Origin of the sequence: Streptomyces sp. NPDC007095, from assembly GCF_040634475.1 — a bacterium.
Taxonomy (GTDB): Bacteria; Actinomycetota; Actinomycetes; order Streptomycetales; family Streptomycetaceae; genus Streptomyces.
In genome coordinates this window covers 1-15,793 of record NZ_JBEYFS010000262.1, presented here as the reverse complement: position 1 = coordinate 15,793, position 15,793 = coordinate 1, and the positions used below count along the sequence as shown (strand labels likewise).

At 68.9% G+C, this 15,793-nt stretch carries 16 protein-coding genes and 1 pseudogene; 7 read left to right on the top strand and 10 right to left on the bottom strand.

What is annotated here, in order from left to right; genetic code table 11:
- Positions 1 to 416, bottom strand: a 416-nt coding sequence (locus tag ABZ656_RS49585; RefSeq protein ID WP_360278080.1) for an ISAs1 family transposase, incomplete at its 3' end; no start/stop codon positions are given.
- Here ABZ656_RS49585 and ABZ656_RS49580 point away from each other — a divergent pair.
- Entirely contained in the window at positions 398 to 718 is a 321-nt protein-coding gene (locus tag ABZ656_RS49580) for a hypothetical protein (RefSeq protein WP_129592431.1), read from the top strand. The two genes, ABZ656_RS49585 and ABZ656_RS49580, sit on opposite strands and share 19 nt — an antisense overlap.
- Here the strand turns inward: ABZ656_RS49580 and ABZ656_RS49575 are convergent.
- Together ABZ656_RS49575 and ABZ656_RS49570 are read right to left on the bottom strand one after the other, a co-directional pair.
- Complete coding sequence (locus ABZ656_RS49575; protein ID WP_129592432.1) at positions 715 to 1,437, bottom strand: transposase; 723 nt, start codon at positions 1,435 to 1,437, stop codon at positions 715 to 717. The genes ABZ656_RS49580 and ABZ656_RS49575 overlap by 4 nt on opposite strands.
- A gap of 18 nt (positions 1,438 to 1,455) precedes the next feature.
- Positions 1,456 to 2,328, bottom strand: coding sequence for a transposase (locus ABZ656_RS49570; RefSeq protein WP_101408576.1), 873 nt, complete (start codon positions 2,326 to 2,328; stop codon positions 1,456 to 1,458).
- Between the two features lie 255 nt (positions 2,329 to 2,583).
- Between ABZ656_RS49570 and ABZ656_RS49565 the strand changes: the two genes are divergently transcribed.
- From ABZ656_RS49565 to def, 3 genes are all read left to right on the top strand, one after another.
- Positions 2,584 to 3,480 (top strand): MBL fold metallo-hydrolase, encoded by an 897-nt coding sequence (locus ABZ656_RS49565; protein WP_360278075.1) that lies wholly within the window; start codon positions 2,584 to 2,586, stop codon positions 3,478 to 3,480.
- A gap of 22 nt (positions 3,481 to 3,502) precedes the next feature.
- The gene (locus tag ABZ656_RS49560; RefSeq protein WP_360278072.1) at positions 3,503 to 4,372 is read left to right on the top strand and encodes an AraC family transcriptional regulator; all 870 of its coding nucleotides are present in this window, start codon (positions 3,503 to 3,505) and stop codon (positions 4,370 to 4,372) included.
- 79 nt (positions 4,373 to 4,451) lie between these two features.
- Positions 4,452 to 4,994 (top strand): peptide deformylase, encoded by a 543-nt coding sequence (def, locus tag ABZ656_RS49555; RefSeq protein ID WP_101408579.1) that lies wholly within the window; start codon positions 4,452 to 4,454, stop codon positions 4,992 to 4,994.
- 436 nt (positions 4,995 to 5,430) lie between these two features.
- On the opposite strand, the pseudogene ABZ656_RS49550 reads toward def, so the two are convergent.
- From ABZ656_RS49550 to ABZ656_RS49535, 4 genes and pseudogenes are all read right to left on the bottom strand, one after another.
- Positions 5,431 to 5,625 (bottom strand): annotated as a pseudogene (locus tag ABZ656_RS49550) (transposase); the annotation flags it as partial.
- Positions 5,626 to 5,756: 131 nt separating this feature from the next.
- Positions 5,757 to 6,359 carry a recombinase family protein gene (locus ABZ656_RS49545; RefSeq protein WP_360278068.1) on the bottom strand — a complete coding sequence of 201 codons (603 nt, stop codon included), beginning with the start codon at positions 6,357 to 6,359 and terminating at the stop codon, positions 5,757 to 5,759.
- 245 nt (positions 6,360 to 6,604) lie between these two features.
- Positions 6,605 to 8,971 carry an FtsX-like permease family protein gene (locus ABZ656_RS49540; protein ID WP_360278065.1) on the bottom strand — a complete coding sequence of 789 codons (2,367 nt, stop codon included), beginning with the start codon at positions 8,969 to 8,971 and terminating at the stop codon, positions 6,605 to 6,607.
- Positions 8,968 to 9,660, bottom strand: coding sequence for an ABC transporter ATP-binding protein (locus ABZ656_RS49535; RefSeq protein ID WP_360278062.1), 693 nt, complete (start codon positions 9,658 to 9,660; stop codon positions 8,968 to 8,970). The genes ABZ656_RS49540 and ABZ656_RS49535 overlap by 4 nt, the downstream gene beginning before the upstream one ends.
- A gap of 202 nt (positions 9,661 to 9,862) precedes the next feature.
- On the opposite strand from ABZ656_RS49535, the gene ABZ656_RS49530 reads away from it, so the two are divergent.
- Positions 9,863 to 11,101, top strand: a complete 1,239-nt coding sequence (locus ABZ656_RS49530; protein WP_360278059.1) for a histidine kinase — start codon at positions 9,863 to 9,865, stop codon at positions 11,099 to 11,101.
- Positions 11,098 to 11,814, top strand: a complete 717-nt coding sequence (locus ABZ656_RS49525; RefSeq protein WP_360278056.1) for a response regulator transcription factor — start codon at positions 11,098 to 11,100, stop codon at positions 11,812 to 11,814. Before ABZ656_RS49530 ends, ABZ656_RS49525 begins: the two co-directional genes overlap by 4 nt.
- Positions 11,815 to 11,842: 28 nt before the next feature.
- Here ABZ656_RS49525 and ABZ656_RS49520 read toward each other — a convergent pair whose 3' ends face one another.
- The 3 genes from ABZ656_RS49520 to ABZ656_RS49510 all read right to left on the bottom strand — a co-directional run bounded on the left by ABZ656_RS49520 (position 11,843) and on the right by ABZ656_RS49510 (position 15,631).
- On the bottom strand, positions 11,843 to 14,731 hold the full coding sequence (locus tag ABZ656_RS49520) for a Tn3 family transposase (protein WP_360278053.1): 2,889 nt from the start codon (positions 14,729 to 14,731) through the stop codon (positions 11,843 to 11,845).
- Positions 14,732 to 15,017: 286 nt separating this feature from the next.
- On the bottom strand, positions 15,018 to 15,404 hold the full coding sequence (locus ABZ656_RS49515; RefSeq protein WP_360278086.1) for a transposase: 387 nt from the start codon (positions 15,402 to 15,404) through the stop codon (positions 15,018 to 15,020).
- The gene (locus ABZ656_RS49510; protein ID WP_360278050.1) at positions 15,320 to 15,631 is read right to left on the bottom strand and encodes a winged helix-turn-helix domain-containing protein; all 312 of its coding nucleotides are present in this window, start codon (positions 15,629 to 15,631) and stop codon (positions 15,320 to 15,322) included. Before ABZ656_RS49510 ends, ABZ656_RS49515 begins: the two co-directional genes overlap by 85 nt.
- On the opposite strand from ABZ656_RS49510, the gene ABZ656_RS49505 reads away from it, so the two are divergent.
- The coding region (locus ABZ656_RS49505) for a transposase (protein ID WP_360278083.1) at positions 15,630 to 15,793 on the top strand (164 nt) is incomplete at its 3' end. The two genes, ABZ656_RS49510 and ABZ656_RS49505, sit on opposite strands and share 2 nt — an antisense overlap.

Genomic DNA, 15,793 nt, shown 5'->3' with positions numbered 1-15,793 from the left:
GTGCGTTCGCAGTGGTCGAGGGCGATGTCCCGCCAGGGCAGGCGGCGGACGCGGTCGAACAGACCTGGATGGTTGGCCTTGACCTGGGCGATGTACTGGGCGCCGCGTTCGCGGAGGTAGGCGCCGTGGGCGTGCTGGGTATGCAGAGCATCGGCGGTGATCACGGTGTCGGTGAGATCGATCGTGTCCAGCAGCGGGGCGAAGGCGGGGATCTCATTGCTCTTGTCGGCGACTTGGCGCTGGGCGAGGACGGTGCCGGTGTGGTCCATCGCGGCGAGCAGGGTGACGTACATGGTGGTGGCGGTGCGCGAGCCGCGCAGGGCTTTGCCGTCGATCGCGATCGCCCGCAGCCCGGGCCCGGCCGGGGTGGCGCGGGCGGCGAGGAAGGCTCCGATCGTTGCTGCACCCCGCCTCACCTGACCGGCTCGCCGAGCTCGCCGCCCTGCTGGGGCCGGCCGGGCCGGCGTCCCCCGACGCGGTCCACCGTGTCGCCCGAGGCCTCGCCCGCAGTGCCCGGGGTGGCTACGCCGACGGAGAGTTCGGCCGGCTGTGCCGGACCGAGCTGGCGCCCGTGCTCCTGCGGCTGGTGGCCGCAGAGACCGAGGCGACCGCGCTGCGTACGGCGGCGGCGCGGCACATTGCTGCGGCGGACCACGGCGAGGACCCGGCACCGCGCGAGCTCCTGGCCGAACTGGCGGGCAAACTTGACCGTGGCTAGGCTTTCTGCGGCAGTCTGGCCTCAGTGGGGTGCCGCGGCCTCAGTGAGCGACTCTGTCGGGAATCTTGATGACGGGCGTCACTTTCCTTGGCGCCACCACAGCCGCCGGGGTAAGTCGCGTGCGTCGAGGTAGTGCCTCCGCGGTGGCCGTCCGCGAACTCCTTGATGGTGCCCTCGGCCCCCGAGCGTCGCCCGTAGAGTCGGCGCCAGTCCGCATCCTGCTGGTTGGCGCGGTTCTTGGTTTGGAGTTCGTGCAGGCGGCGGGTGGGAAAGTACAGGCTGCGAAACGGGCCTGGAGTGCACTTGGCCCGCTCGGGGCAGCGGCCGCACTGGCGGGCGTCGAACCGGACTGTGACCTTGGTCGGCTCGGGCACCGGCAGGTCCTGCCAGTTGCCGCTGACCTGCCCGTTGGGGCAGGTTACCTCGCGCTGTTCGAAGTCGATGATGAAGTTCTCCCGGCCGAATCCGTCGCCTGCCCGGTGCTGCGGGGTGGTGCTCGGCGGCAGCGGCCCGATCAGAGCGACGCGGTGCAGGCGGGCGGCGGCGTCCATGCCGGCCACGGAGGTGTAGCCGCCGTCGACCAGGTGCCGGTCCGGCAGCAGGCGCAGCCGCCTGAGGCGGGCGTGGATGCCGGGCAGCGCCTGGCTGTCCGCGCTGGAGACGACGGTGGCCACGTCGGTGATGACGTTGATCCGCTTTTCGTCGCAGGTCTCGGTCACGTGCACGAGGTAGCCGGTCTAGCGGGTGTCGCCGCGGCGCGTCCAGCGCGCCTCTGTCTCATACGGCGACTCGATCTGAATCCGGGAGGGCGGCCGGCCGTCGCGGTTCGTGCGCGGCCTGAACCGCCCCTTGGCATCCACCAGGAAGTGCTGCACCAGGATCGTTCGGAGCACCTTCGCCTGCCCCGGAGCGGCGCCGGGGAACCGGGCGTCAAGGCGTTGCAGCAGTTCGCGGGCGTCGTTGCCCACCTGCTCCAGGCGGGCGACGGGGTGGCTGGGCTGGGAGCACAGGCGAACCGGCCGGCCGTAGCGTTGGGCCCATTCGGCGGTGACCAGCTCATCCAGTACCTCTGGCGCGTCGCGGGCCACCTCTTCGAGCACGGCGCGGACCGCCTCGGTCACCAGCGCCAGGCGGGTCAACTCCCGTGCGACGGACAGGACGTGGGTGGAGTCGGTGCGCTGCGTGACGCGCCCCTTGAGCAGGCCGGCCCGTCGGATCCGGGTGAGTGCGAGGCCCAGTAGCCGGTCGGCGCGGTCGCCTTCGGCGAGCCGGTCGCGGAAGGCGGACAGGACGCTGTGGTGGAAGCCGGGATCGTCCAGGTCCAGTCCGAGGGCGTACTTGAAGTCGATTCGGCAGCGCACCGCTTCGGCGGCCTGGCGGTCGGAGAGGTTCATCGCGTACTGCAGCACGCAGACGGTGGCGGCGAGCTGGGCGGGTGAGAGCCCAGGGCGGCCGTCACGCGGGTACCAGGCGGTGAAGTCCTCGTCACGCCAGAGGCCGTCGAGGCGGTCGCGGATCCACATCGCGGTGGTGCCTTTGGAGTTGGCTGCGCGGGCAACCCGGGTGGTCAGCGACGGGATCTCGGCTCCGGAGTGAGGTTGGAGGGACACATCGGGCTCCTGGGGAACGAGGGCGGGACGTTCCAACGAGCCTGACGCAACGTCACGATCGTTCACTGCCGTCCTCAAGATTCCCGACAGAGTCACTCACTGATCGCAGAGCCGAGGACGACATCGACGGCTCGTGCGCAAGCAGGGCGACGAGACCAGAACGGCACCGGCGGTGCCGCTACCGCGAGACGCTGTCTCAACCAAGCAAGATGTTGGAGCATTTCACGTCTCACCGCTGCTGCCTACGGTGAAGAAGTGCAAAAGATGATTCTCGGTAACGTTGAAATTTCGCGGGTAGTCGAGTTCCACGGTGCTTTCGGTGCCACTGAAGTACTGTTCCCGTCCGTACCCGGCGAGCTGTGGCACCGGCACGAGTCCTGGCTGGCACCCGACTTTTTGAACGCAGAGACGGGGGAGTGGCAGTCGAGCGTGCAGACCTGGGTGCTGCGCAGCGCCGGCCGCACCGTGCTGGTCGACACAGGGCTGGGCGAGGACAAGGCTTCGGAGCTCGGACTGTCCGACGAGGACGGCGGCGATTTCCTCGAGCATCTGGCGGCGATCGGAGTGAGGCCTGACGAGGTGGACCTCGTCATCAACACGCATCTCCACGACGACCACGTGGGATGGAACACCCGGTTCGTCGACGGTGAGTGGGTGCCCACGTTTCCCAACGCGCAGTATCTGATCAGCCGCGCTGACTTCGACTTCTGGCACCCCGCCAACAGCCACGCTCCACGATTCGCCGACACCGGAGCCAAGTTCAACGGCAGCGTGCTGCCGGTGCACCAGGCAGGCCAGGCGGTGCTGTGGGAGGGGGACAGCTACCGCATTGATGAGGACCTGGTGCTGGAACTGGCCCCCGGCCACACGCCCGGCTCCGCGGTGTTGCGGCTTGAGTCCGGAACGGAGCGGGCACTGTTCGTCGGCGATCTGATTCACACCCCACTCCAGATATTCGAACCCGATCACGACATCTGCGTGAGCGAGGACCCGGCCATGGCCGCCCGGTCTCGCCGTCGCGTTCTCGAACAGGCAGCCGCGACGAACAGCCTGGTGGTGCCGGCGCACCTGGGCGGCGCGGGCGGCGCCGAGGTCACGCGGGCGAACGGGACTTTCTCGATCAAAAGGTGGGCGTCGCTCTCCAGCAGCTGATCGGGTAGAGAAGGATGCGACGATGGACGTGCTCAGCGATGCGATCACCACCATGCGGGTGGGGCGCCCTTCCATGTCTCTGACAAGGGCAGACCCGTCGTGGACGGAGAGGGTTCAGTCTTTCGATGGGGCCCGACTGTACGTGGTCATCACCGGCGGTATCCGGGTGGAAGAAGCGGACGGATCAGGCGTCGATCTTGAACTGGGCGACGCCGTCCTGTTCCCGTTTGGAATAGAGCACAGGCTGATCAACGCCACCGATGACACGGCCCAACTCCTGTCCGCTGCCTACCGGCTCGACCAAGCACGTCCTCATCCGCTGTTCGCCAACCTTCCTGAGCTGGTGAGTCTCCCCGCACGAGCGGACCGATACCCGAGTCTTCGGGCCTCGATCGAGCTGTTGCGCAGTGAGCTGGGCGAGCAGATGTACGGCAGGGACCTGGTACTTCCAGCTCTGCTCGATGTGCTCCTGGTACACGTGGTCCGTGCCTGCCTCGCTGAAAGCGCGGGGCTGCAGACCGTCGGTTGGTGTGTGGCGCTCGAGGACGAGGTGATCGCACGCTCACTGCGCGCCGTGCACGAACGCCCCGCCGAGCCCTGGACCGTGCAGTCGCTGGGCGCGTATGCCGGCCTGTCCCGTGCCGCTTTCGCCCGCAGGTTCACCGCTATGGTCGGGCAGCCACCGCTCACCTACCTGACGTGGTGGCGGCTCACCACGGCGGCACGACTGCTCCAGACGACCGACGCTCCGCTGTCTGTGATCGCGCAACGCAGCGGCTACGGCTCGGTGTATGCGTTCGCCAACGCCTTCAAACGTGAGTACGGGATCTCCGCCGGCCGCTACCGGCAGCAACACCGCGCGGACCGGCAGGGGTTGGCAGAGGCTCTGTGAGAGAGTCCGGTGGGCCTACTGTGGGGCCAGTGACAGTGGTCGGACACGTACGGTGTCCGTTCGATAAGAAGAGGTTCACATGACGGTTGTGTCGATCAGGAAACTCGGTGACCCGGTTCTGCGGGAGCCGGCCAAGCCGATAACCGACTTCGATGCCGAACTGCGCACATTAGTGGGCGACCTGCGTGAGACGCTGAGCGACAGCCAGGGGGCCGGGCTTGCCGCGCCCCAGCTCGGTGTCGGGCTCCGTGTGTTCGTCTGGAGCCCCAAGTTGTCGGACGGCGATCTGGACCATCTGGTCAATCCCGTAGTGGACTTCCCGGACGAGGAGGAACAGGACGGCATAGAGGGATGCCTGTCCATCCCCGGCGTCTACCTGGACACCAGGCGTCGGATGAACGTCGTGGCGAAGGGCTTCACCATGCAGGGCGACCCGGTCCAGGTCGTCGGGGACGGGATGCTGGCCCGCTGTATCCAGCACGAGACTGATCACCTGGATGGTGTGATGTTCATCGACAGGCTGACCCCTGAGATGCGGGAGCGGTGGATGGCCACGCTGCGCGCGGCCGACTGGTTCGACGAGGATGTCATGGCAAAGATCAAACAGTCACCACACCAGTAGAACGGCCGACCGTGCGGAAAGCGGCTCAGCGTCGCTTTCCGCACGTCTGTCTGCTGACCGCGGCGTCTTGGGCGGCGGATTCCAGCGATCGTCGCAACAGCTGTGCCGTACAGCGCGCCGGCCACCTCGTCGGGGAACTCCGTGACCAGGAGCGTGGGCGCAGCCCGGGACCCGTGCGCCGCGCCGGGCCCAACATGGGGGCCAGCAGCACGGGTTCGGCCACTTCGTACGGCATCGTGGACAGTTCAGCGATAGGGTACCGGCTCGGCCGTAAGATCGCTGGGTGCAGCGCACGCGTTTCGGGGAACCGGCGACCGGGAGTCGATTGACCTCACGCGCCACCTCGCGTTCATCGACATCCGGAACCCTGGCGAAGCCCCAGTGAGTGACTCTGTCGGGAATCTTGAGGACGGCAGTTACTGATCTCGGCTCGTCCGGGTGATGTTGGGGTATCCAGGGGCAGGCCGGTTCCGGCTATGAACCCGTCAAGGACGCAGGGTCGGTACTGGAGGCGTTTGAGCCGATTGCGTACGAGCGTCTCGAGGCGGTCGAGGGCGACGACGGCGAGGTTGGCGAGGCTGCGTTTGATGTGTGCCCAAGCCCCCTCGACCGGGTTGAGCTGTGGCGAGTAGGGGTGCCAGTAAGAGCCGTGTCACCAGCCGCAAACGGCGAGGGTCAGTGATGTTCAGGGCGTCGTGGCAGTGGTCTTGGCCCCGTAGTCCTAGCTCGGACACCAGGGAACAAGTAACCCGCCGGTGGCTTTCAGGGCTTTACCGTGACGGTCTTCTTCGGCTGGCGGGGGACGGTCTTGGTCTTGTCGAGGTGCCCGTACACCGTCGACCGGGGGACGCCGAACATGTCGGCGATCTGCTGGACGGTCTTCTCCCGCTCGTCGTAGAGCCGTTGGGCAAGCGCGGCCTGGTCCGCTGTGAGCTTCGGCCGACGCCCACCGACCCGCCCCCGGGCCCGCGCGGAGGCGAGCCCGTCGTTCGTGCTCGCCACGATCAGCTCCCGCTGGAGCTCAGCGAGTACGGACAGCATCCCGAACATCGCCCGGCCCTCCATGGTGGCGGTGTCGATGCCCTGCTCGATGACGTGCAGCCCGATACTCCGCTCGCGCAGCTCGGCGCCGAGGGTCACCAGGTGCAGCACCGAGCGGGAGAGCCGGTCGAGCCGGGTCACCTTCAACGTGTCGCCCGGGCGCAGCAGCTGCATGACGAGGTCCAGCATCGGGCGGGACGCTTTCGCGCCGCTGGCGACATCGACGTGGATGTTGTCGCGGTCGACGCCATGGCGGAGTAGTGCGTCGATCTGATGATCGGGGTTCTGGTCGGCCGTCGATGTGCGGCAGTAGCCAATGAGCATCGTCGGAAACTACCCGAAGGATCGTTCTCCGACGTTGATTTCCGACGCGAGTTGCCGACACTGCCCACCTGCAGGTTCGTGATCGCCACCCCGAGTGTCGGCAGACGTTCGTTTGCCGACACTTGCAGCGCGGCGCTTCGGCAGGTGGCAGCCAACGCTAGGCATCGTCGCAACCTAGAGCATCGGGTGCTGTCCGCGTGTTCCTCGCGGACAGCAGCCCAGCACTTTTGTTTCGAGCTCCGGTTCTATTCGGTGCGTAGGGCGGTGGCAGTGCGGGTCCGGGCGGCCCATCCCGCGGGCAGGAAGGCACCCAGGACGGCGATGAGCAGACCGCCGAATCCGAGCAGGACCAGTTCGGTCGGGTGATAGACGTCGATAACCGAGGCGGGCATGTTGATTCCTGCGCTGTGGCCCATGGCGGGCACGATCGTCGCCTGCAGGGCCGCCCCGACGGGAACGCCGGTGGCGCCGCCGATCAGGCCGATCACCACGACGGACGCGATGACCATGGTGACGGCCTGTCGAGGTGTCATGCCCAGCGCCTTGTGGACGCCGAGGTCGTGGATGCGTTCGCGGGTGTCGAGCACGACCGCGTTCAGCACGCCCAGCCCGGCGGTGGCGACGAGCATCAGTGTGAGGATGGCGGTCAGCGCGTCCAGGGCGAGGATCGCATCGCTCTTGCCCTGGAACTGGTCGCTTTGGGCGCTGACGCCCAAAGGCCGTAGCGCGGTGTCGAGTTTGTGGATGTAGCCGCGCACCTCCGTGCCGGGCTTGACGGCGATGGAGTAAGTGTCAGGGTGCAGGTTCGGCTCCGCGGCGGCGAGCGTCCCGGCGTCGGTGAGGACCTCCATGGTCTGAGTGTGGGGGTCGAAGACCTCGCCGACGATACGGACCGGGACCGCCTTGCCGTGGTCCTCCAGCGTGACGGTGTCCCCGACGCGGGCGCCCGTGGCGGTCAGGAACGTGGTGGGCACGACTGCCTGGCCGGGACCGTGGAACCAGCTTCCCGAGATCATCCGGTAGCCGGCCCAAGAGGCGTTGCCGGTGAAGGCGAAGACGGTGGTGGAACCGGTCACGCCCGCGACGCTCACCTCTGTCTCGGCGGTGCCGTAGTACGCCCGGGTCCCGGTCTGCGCGTTGACGGCCGCAGTGATAGCGGCGGGATCGGCTGAGGTCGGCGTCCGCGGTCCCCGGTTGCGAGCGACGGGTCCGTGCCCGGACTGCGGGGCGAACGTGGGGACGATGACATCGGCGTTGTCGTGGTTCTTCGCGGCCTGCACCTGGGTCAAAGAAGCGCCTACACCGATGGCGAATGTGGCGGCGGTGGCGCCGAACACGATCGCTGCGACCATCGCGGCGGTGCGAGCGGGGCGGGCGAAGGGGTGGGCGAGGCCGAGGCTGACCGGCCGGGGCAGCGGGAGCCGTGTTGCCAGCCGGGCTGCCCGCTGGCCGCGGCCGGGGCGCGGGGTGCGCCCGACGGCGAGCGCATCGACGGTACGCAACCGGCCCGCCCGAAGGGCGGCCGCCCAGGCGGTCACGGCCGTCAGGCCGAGTGCTCCGGCGATCACCGCAACATCGACCTGGGGGGCAACGCCCGAGGTGTTCGTGCCGTAGAGCTGGTTGGTCGTGGAGAGCACCGGGATGGCGAGGACGTTGCCTGCGACGACCCCGATCACGGTGCCGACCGCCGCGGGGACCAAGGCCTGGCCCATGTAGGCCCGTACGACCTGGGCCGGGGTGAATCCGATGGCCTTGAGGATGCCGATCCGTCGCGTACTGACACCGACCGCGCCGGCGACGACGTTGCCGACGATGAGTACCGACATGACCACGCCCAGGACGCCGAACGCGATGAGGAACGGTATGAACAGTGCGGTGTTGCGGTCGGTGCCCAGTTTGACGTTGAGCCAGGACTGCGCCCCGGTCAGCGCCCCTGCGGGGACCGCCGCGGATATCGCGGCGCGGTCGGCGGCGATCTGCGCGGTGGTGCCGGCCGCGGCGAAGCGGTACAGCATCTGGTATCGGCGTGGCGCGCCGGGTGCTGTCAGTGCGGCGATCTCGGACGGTGTCACCCAGCCGTCGGCGGTGCTGCTGACCGACCGGGCGACGCCGACCACGGTGAGCGTCGGGCTGCCGGGAAGGCCGAGAACTCGGAGGGTCGAGCCCAGGGGGATGCCGACGGACACGATCTCGCCGGGGCCGGTCACCCACCTGCCCGCGGTCAGCGTGACGTCGTCGACGGGTCCGCCGGGACCGGCGCGACCGACGACCGTCATCGGCGGCAGGTCCACGCCGGGCGGCAGGGCGGTGCCGGCGCCGCTGTGCGCGTTGATCGTCGCAGTCGGGAACGGCCCCGACGCGGCGGCGACGCCGGCCACGTGCGCGGTTGCCGACAACTGGGCGGTCGTGGTCCTGCCCGCGTCGAACTGCGCGGTCAGATGCGCTCCGTGCTGCCCGGCGAAGGCGTGGTCGAACGGAGCGGTGGAGGCCACGAGCAGCGACCCGCCCAGCACGGACGCGGTCACCGCCATCATGGCGGCCAACCCGGTCACCACCGTCTGGACCCGGCGGCGGCCCACGCCCGCGCGCACCACCTTCCCCAGCGTGCTCATCGGTCCGCCCCCACGTGCGAGTCGGCGGCGATCCGGCCGTCGACGAGCTGGATCGTGCGCGTCGCGCAGGACTGCGCCAATGCCACATCGTGGGTGACCAGGACGATGGTCTGGCCGTCGGCGTGCAGGTCGCCCAGCAGGTCCTTGACGTCCTCACCGGAGGCGGTGTCCAGCGCGCCGGTCGGCTCGTCGGCCAGCAGTAGCGCCGGACGGTTCATCAGAGCCCTGGCCACCGCGACCCGCTGCCGCTCACCGCCGGACAGCCGGCCCGGGTAGGCATGGGCGTGGCGGTCGATGCCGAGCGCTTCGAGCAGTTCCGCCGCGCGTCGGCGCGCCTCGCCGCGCGCCAGGCCGGCCAGTTGCGCCGGCAGCACCACGTTGTCGACGACGGTCAGGTCGTCGAGGAGGTTGAAGAACTGGAAGACCATCCCGATGCTGGCCCGTCGGTAGCGTGCCGAGGCGGCCTCGCCGAGCTCGTCGACCCGTACACCGGCCACGGTGACGGTCCCCGCGCTCGGCCGGTCAAGCCCGGCGAGCAGGTTGAGCAGGGTGGACTTGCCGCTACCGGAGGGCCCGAGGACCGCGACCGCCTCACCGGGCGCAACGGTGAGCGACACCTCGGCGAGCGCGGGCGGACCGTCGTCGTATCGGCGGCTCACATCGCGCAGTTCGATCAACGGTGTGGTCATGGTCGTCTCCCTGGATGGCCCTGAATGGCCTGGTCGACGCTAGGTGCACCGCCGGGCACGGTGCGTCCGCCGCGGGAGGCATTCCCGGTACCGCGTCGGGACGAGGCTGACCGCTGTCATCCCTGCGATGTAGTCCACGGATGTATCCCGCCTGATCACCAGGTGGATGCCGCAAGGCCGCGGCGGCGGCGAGAATGAGCGGATGGTGAACGTGCCGATCATGGACCGACTGCGCGAACTGGCCGGGCAGATGGCGCGCCCGACCGGTCAGTTGCCACGGCCCACCCCGCGCAGCCGGGCATTCGACGTAGCGTTGGCGCTGATCCTCGCCGCCGACGGCATCCGCTACGTCACGATCATGAACAACGGGGCCGGGCCGGTTGACTGGACCGGCGCGGTGCTCCTCGTGCCGCTCGCCGCGGCGCCCCTGGCGCTGCGTCGCCGGTTTCCGCTCACGGTGCTGTGGACCGTGACGGCCGCGACTCCGCTGATCATGCGCGACTCCGGGGACATCGCCTTCTACGCCGGCGTCGTCTGCCTCGTCGCCGTCTACAGCGCTGCGGCCTACTGCTCCCACCCGGTGCCGACGCTGGTGAGCCTGCCGGTGGCGGCCGCGGTACTGGTGGTCCTGTTCACCAACGCGAAGCTGCCCCAATTCCGGAACGGTGTCGTCGCGGTCCTGGTCCTGATCCCGGTGTTCGCAGCGGCCTACGAGGTCCGCATGTGGCGGCGCCGGGTCGAAGCGGAACGCGCACGGCTGTCCACGCTGGAGCGCGACCAGGTCGAGGCGCTGAACCGGGCGGTCGAACTGGAACGCGCCCGCATCGCCCGCGAGTTGCACGACGTGGTGACGCACAACGTCAGCGTGATGGTCATCCAGGCCGGCGCCGCCCGCAAGATCATGGACGCCGATCCCGAACAAGCCCGCGAGGCGCTGCTCGCGGTCGAGACCGGCGGTCGGGCAGCGATGAGCGAGCTGCGCCAGGTCATGGGGCTGCTCACGACGGACGCCGAAGGACCGGACGGGGACCCGTCGGCGGATCTTGCCCCGCAGCCGGGCCTCAACCGGCTGGAGACCTTGGTCGCAGGGGTGCGGCAGTCCGGAATGGCGGTCGAGTTGACCGTGACGGGGCAGCCGCGCCCCGTCCCGCCCGGTGTCGAACTCGCTGCCTACCGGGTCGTGCAGGAGGCGCTGACGAACACCGTCAAGCACGCCAGTGGCGCGTCCGCGGAAGTGATCGTCGAATACTCCGCCGACCAACTGCGCGTGGAGGTCGCCGACACCGGTGGCCGCCCGAGCACCTCCGCGTCCACCGGCAACGGGCGCGGACTGATCGGCCTGCGCGAGCGCCTCGCCGTCTACGGTGGGACCCTGCACACCGGCCCCAGACCCCGCGGCGGCTTCCGCGTCACCGCACTGGTACCCCTGGAGGCATCATGACTGAGCCGCTGCGCGTGGTGGTCGCTGACGACCAGGCGCTGGTGCGTACCGGCTTCAGGATGATCCTGGCGTCCGAGGGCATCAAGGTGGTCGGAGAGGCCAACAACGGCGCTGAGGCCGTCGACGCGGTCCGGCGCACCCTGCCCGACGTGGTTCTGATGGATATCCGCATGCCGGAGATGGACGGCCTGGAGGCCACCCGGCGCATTCTCACCGGCTCCAGAGGCGAGGGTGCCGATGGCCCGCGCGTGATCATCCTGACCACCTTCGACCTCGACCGTTACGTCTACGCCGCCCTGTCCGCAGGGGCCAGCGGCTTCCTCCTCAAGGACGTCAGCCCCGAACACCTCACCGCCGCCGTCCGCATGGTGCGCACCGGCGACGCGCTGCTGGCCCCCGCCATCACCCGCCGCCTGGTCGAGCGGTTCGCCCGCCGCGACTCCGCCACTGCGGCGATCCACCGAGACCTGGCCGCGCTGACCCCGCGCGAACTCGAAGTCATGCGCCTACTGGCCCAGGGGCTGAGCAACGCCGAGCTTGCCGCCCGCCTCCGCCTCTCCCAGGCGACCGTCAAGACCCACGTCGCCCGCATCCTCGCCAAGCTCGGACTCCGCGATCGCGCCCAGGTGGTCGTCGTCGCCTATGAAACGGGCCTGGTCAGCGTCGACGGAACCGAGGCCGCTTCGCGGCCCGCCGGTCAGCAGCGCGTGTGACCAGCCACTTCACGGCGTCCGAATACCCTCAGGGCAGGGGTAACATGCCCTGACGATCCTCAACCGGCTCTCTGCCGTCCGTCTCTTCCGCAGCACGGGGTCCGGGCACCGTGGTCGCAGCAAGGCTCAGGCGGACGGCCATGTCGAGGTTCACCTCGCCGTACGGGCGCACATGGGACCAGAACAGCGGGGTCAGGCCGCGCCGGTCGGCCGGGGTGAGGAGGTCGGCCCACTCCGGTTCTCCGAGGATGTCCTGGAGCATCAGGGTGTTCACGTAGACCAGGGCGGACTGGAGGATCCGCAGGCACAACACGAACAACTCCTGCTCGTCCCGCCTATTCGAGGCGATCTCCCCGCCCTTGCCGTAGGCGATGACCGAGTTCGCACCGTTGGAGGACTCCATGACGTTCAGGCCCTCATCGATCTCCCGCTGAAGGTCGCGCATCCGCAGATAGCGGGCAACAAAGATGGTCTTCTGAGCGCGGCCGACCTCCAGCATCGCCGCGTAGGTGGGATGGGAGGCGTTGCGGGTGAAGCGCCGCAGGATCGCCTCGGTCGAGGCGGTACGCGTACGGGTCGCGGTGGCGTACTTGATCATCTGGTCGTACTGCTGAGCGATCAGCTCCCAGCGGATCGGACGGGTCAGCGCCGGGGTGAGCCGCGGGTAGGCGTCCGCCTCGCCGGCCACCGGCCGGTACAGCTTCACCTTGTTGATCCGCTTGATCCTGGGCAGCAGGTCGAAGTTCAGCAGTCTCGTGATTCCGAAGCCGATTTCCGACTGGCCATGCGAATCGGTGTAGTTGGCCTCGACATCCATCGTGGTGCCGTGCCGCATCGCGCCCTCGATCATCGCGGCGACCTCGGACGCGGTGCAGTTGATCAGCTGGGAGTGGATGGTCAGGGACTTCTTCTCCACGTGCCAGTAGATGAGCACCCCGCGGCCGCCATAGCGCGAGTGCCACTCGGTGAACAGGTTCTGGTCGTACGCTCGGACGTGCGTGGAGTCGGAGGCGACCGCGGTCGAGCCCTGGCCCCACAACTCGGTGCTGCGGGCGGCGAACGTGGCGTTCGCGATCTGGATGGCGATGGCGCGAGCGGCCTCCGCGGACAGATACCGGCGCCGTACGTACCGCAGTTCGTCCTCGGTGTGGCCGTGGCCGCCGGATGCCACGGCTTTGATCCCGGTGTTCGTGCCGTACGCGTAGATGACCAGCAGCAAGCGTTCAGCCAACACCTCCGGCAAGAGGCTGCCGCCGCCGGAGACGGAGGTGACTGCATCCAGGCACCCGGTCCGCAGCACCGCCTCCTTCAGCATGTCGATCAGCGGCACGATGCCCCAACGCCGCGCAACCTCGCCTTTGACCCTGCGCAGGTTGCGCGGTTCGGGCTGGGCCTCGGCCGCCGTGAGCCGGATCGCCCCGGACTTCCGCTCAGCGATGTCCAACCAGGACAGCTTCGGCATCCGGTCGTTGAGCAGGGTCAGCTCGGCCGTCATCTGCGCGCGCAGCTCGTCGACGAACACCGCGGCGTCCAGCGGCTTGCGCAGCTCCCGGTAGTTCTCCGCCCGCCTCGCCTCGAAGTCCTGCGGCAGGTCCTCGTCCGGGTTGCGCCACTTGTCGGCGCCGACCACCCAGATCTCCTTGCACTTGAGCTGGTCGCGCAGGGCCTGGAAGGCGACGACCTCGTAGACCATGCGCACCACCCGCCGCCGGCCGCGTTTGCCGGTGCGGTGGACGACCTCCGCCCAGTCCCCGCCCATCGCCTTGTGGACCGGCACCGTCTCGCCCAGCGGGTAGTACGTCGTGTTCCCAGCGCTCGCGTACCGGGCCACCAGCGCCAGTGCCTCGATCACCGGCTGGTGGGTGTGGTTGGACGAGCGGAACTCCAGCACTTCCAACAGCTTGATCAGCCCGCGCCGGTAGTGGTTGGTGTACGACGCCTTCAGCGTGGTCTGCACCGTGCGCCGGTAGACCGGGCCGCGGGTCTTGTACTCGTGCACCAGCTCCCGCAGCGTCGCCTCGCCCCCGGACACCGCCGGGAAGACCACCTGCCGCACCGTCCCCTCCGGGGTGCCGATCGACGCCTCGGCGAGCTTGAAGAGGATGTTCTCCTTGCCCGACACCTTCTTGAACGCGTTGATCAGCTGCTCGGTGACCTTCTTCTCCGCCCGCGCACCGATCCGGTGCACCGTGGAGATCAGCAGCTCGACCAGTGTGTCGGTAATCTCCCGCTCTCGCTCGTGCAGCAGTGTGGCCAGCAAGGTCACCCGAAGCGGTACCGGGTGCGTCCGCAGATGGGAAGGCGACTCCACCGCGGCCCGCGCCCGCCAGCCGGCCACGACCTTCGGCGCGACGTCGATGAACAGATCCGGCGGCAGGCCGACCGCCCGCACGGCCAGGAGCTTGTCGATCTCGGTGAGCATCGTCTCCAGGCTCACATTGCCCGGCGCTTCCTTGATCTTCCCCAGCACCGGCGGCCCGTCCCCGCCTTCCGTGCCGCCGCCGGGCCCGGCCTCATCGTCTTGGTCGGTGCCGACGGCCACCAGAGCCACCAACCGCTCGATACTCTCCGCGGTCAACCGAGAGGAGATCCGCGCCGTCAGCGACTCCTCGGCCGCCCGCAGCGCAGCCGCGACGATCCGGTCGCACCGGCCCAGCGTCGGTGGCTCGATACTCTCCGCGCGGCACCTCGCCAACAGCTCCACCCGGACCTGCTCGGGCCTGCGTTCCTTGTGCGCGACGCGCTCGGCCAGATACGCCGTCAGCTTCTCCGCGTCCGCGACGCTGCACTCCCGAAAGCCGAGGTGGCCCCGGACCTGCGCCCGGTGGTACTCGACCGTACAGGCCCGTCCAGTCGTATAAATCCAGCTCCGAGGCGGGAACCTGCACCTGCCGGGCGACGAACTCCACGGCCTCACCCGGTAGCTCGGCCCGGTTCCGGGGAAACCGTCCGTACTGCGTATAGAACTTCAGCAACACGGCGAAGCCCAGTCGCGTCGCACCGCGCTTGCCGGACACAAGTCCCTGCTCGTCGTTCAGCAGCGTCCAGTACTCGACCAGCTCATCCAGGTCCAACGGGGTACGGGCCACGATCGTCGATCGTCCTCGCGGGGCTTCACACACCGCAGCCGTACGGCGCCGGACTCACCCACACGGGTGACGCCCGCGCAAGATCACCGCCGTTTGCGGCTGGTGACACGGTTCTTACTGGCACCCCGAGTAGGCCGGCAGCAGGAACACCGTCAGCCACTCGCGTTCGGCAATCCGCTGCTGCATCGCCTTGGAGACGTGGGTGTTGAGTCGGTCCCACACCAGCACGATGGGCGCCTTGACCAGCTGGTGGACGCCGTCCAGGAGGGCGACGTAGTCGCGCTCGCTCATGCTGCGTCGCGTGCCCTTGCCCGCGGGGTGGGTGAGCAGGCGGTGGCACAGGCGGGTGCGGGAGCCTGGGCGCCAGGCGATCAGCCCGGCCACCGACAGGCGTCCCGAGCGCCGTCCGCTGACGGTTACGACCGGGGTGACCCCGCGCCGGCCCCAGGTGCGTCCTTTGGGCGGCCGTCGGGTGAAGCCCGCTTCGTCCTCGAAGCAGATGTAGCCCCCGCGGGCCGCCCGGGTTCTTTTACCTCCGCCCAGGTCGCCTCCTTCCAGGCGGTCACGGCCTGCTCGTCGCGCTCGGCCACCCTCCGTGCGGGCATTTGTGGGGTGAAGCCGAGCCGGCGCATCAACCTCGTTGCGCCCGAGACGCTGTAAGAACTCCTAACAGAATGCTGCAACTCGCCTTGAAATGTTGCCGTCTGATGGGACGTTAGCCTGCACATGAGAAGGGGTGAGCAGCTGCCGTGGATCGTGTCGGATGAGCTGTGGGCGCGGATCGAGCCGTTGCTTCCGGTGGTGCCGCGCCGCGTGGATCACCCGGGGCGCAGGCGTCTGGACGACCGGAAGGTGCTGTCGGGCATCCTGTTCGTGCTCTATACGGGCAT

Coding starts and splice junctions, on each gene's coding strand:
- ABZ656_RS49540 (WP_360278065.1), bottom strand. CDS start 8,971: ATGAGCACGCTGGGGAAGGTGGTGCGCGCGGGCGTGGGCCGCCGCCGG.
- ABZ656_RS49560 (WP_360278072.1), top strand. CDS start 3,503: ATGGACGTGCTCAGCGATGCGATCACCACCATGCGGGTGGGGCGCCCT.
- ABZ656_RS49510 (WP_360278050.1), bottom strand. CDS start 15,631: ATGTGCAGGCTAACGTCCCATCAGACGGCAACATTTCAAGGCGAGTTG.
- def (WP_101408579.1), top strand. CDS start 4,452: ATGACGGTTGTGTCGATCAGGAAACTCGGTGACCCGGTTCTGCGGGAG.
- ABZ656_RS49530 (WP_360278059.1), top strand. CDS start 9,863: ATGGTGAACGTGCCGATCATGGACCGACTGCGCGAACTGGCCGGGCAG.
- ABZ656_RS49525 (WP_360278056.1), top strand. CDS start 11,098: ATGACTGAGCCGCTGCGCGTGGTGGTCGCTGACGACCAGGCGCTGGTG.
- ABZ656_RS49545 (WP_360278068.1), bottom strand. CDS start 6,359: ATGCTCATTGGCTACTGCCGCACATCGACGGCCGACCAGAACCCCGAT.
- ABZ656_RS49535 (WP_360278062.1), bottom strand. CDS start 9,660: ATGACCACACCGTTGATCGAACTGCGCGATGTGAGCCGCCGATACGAC.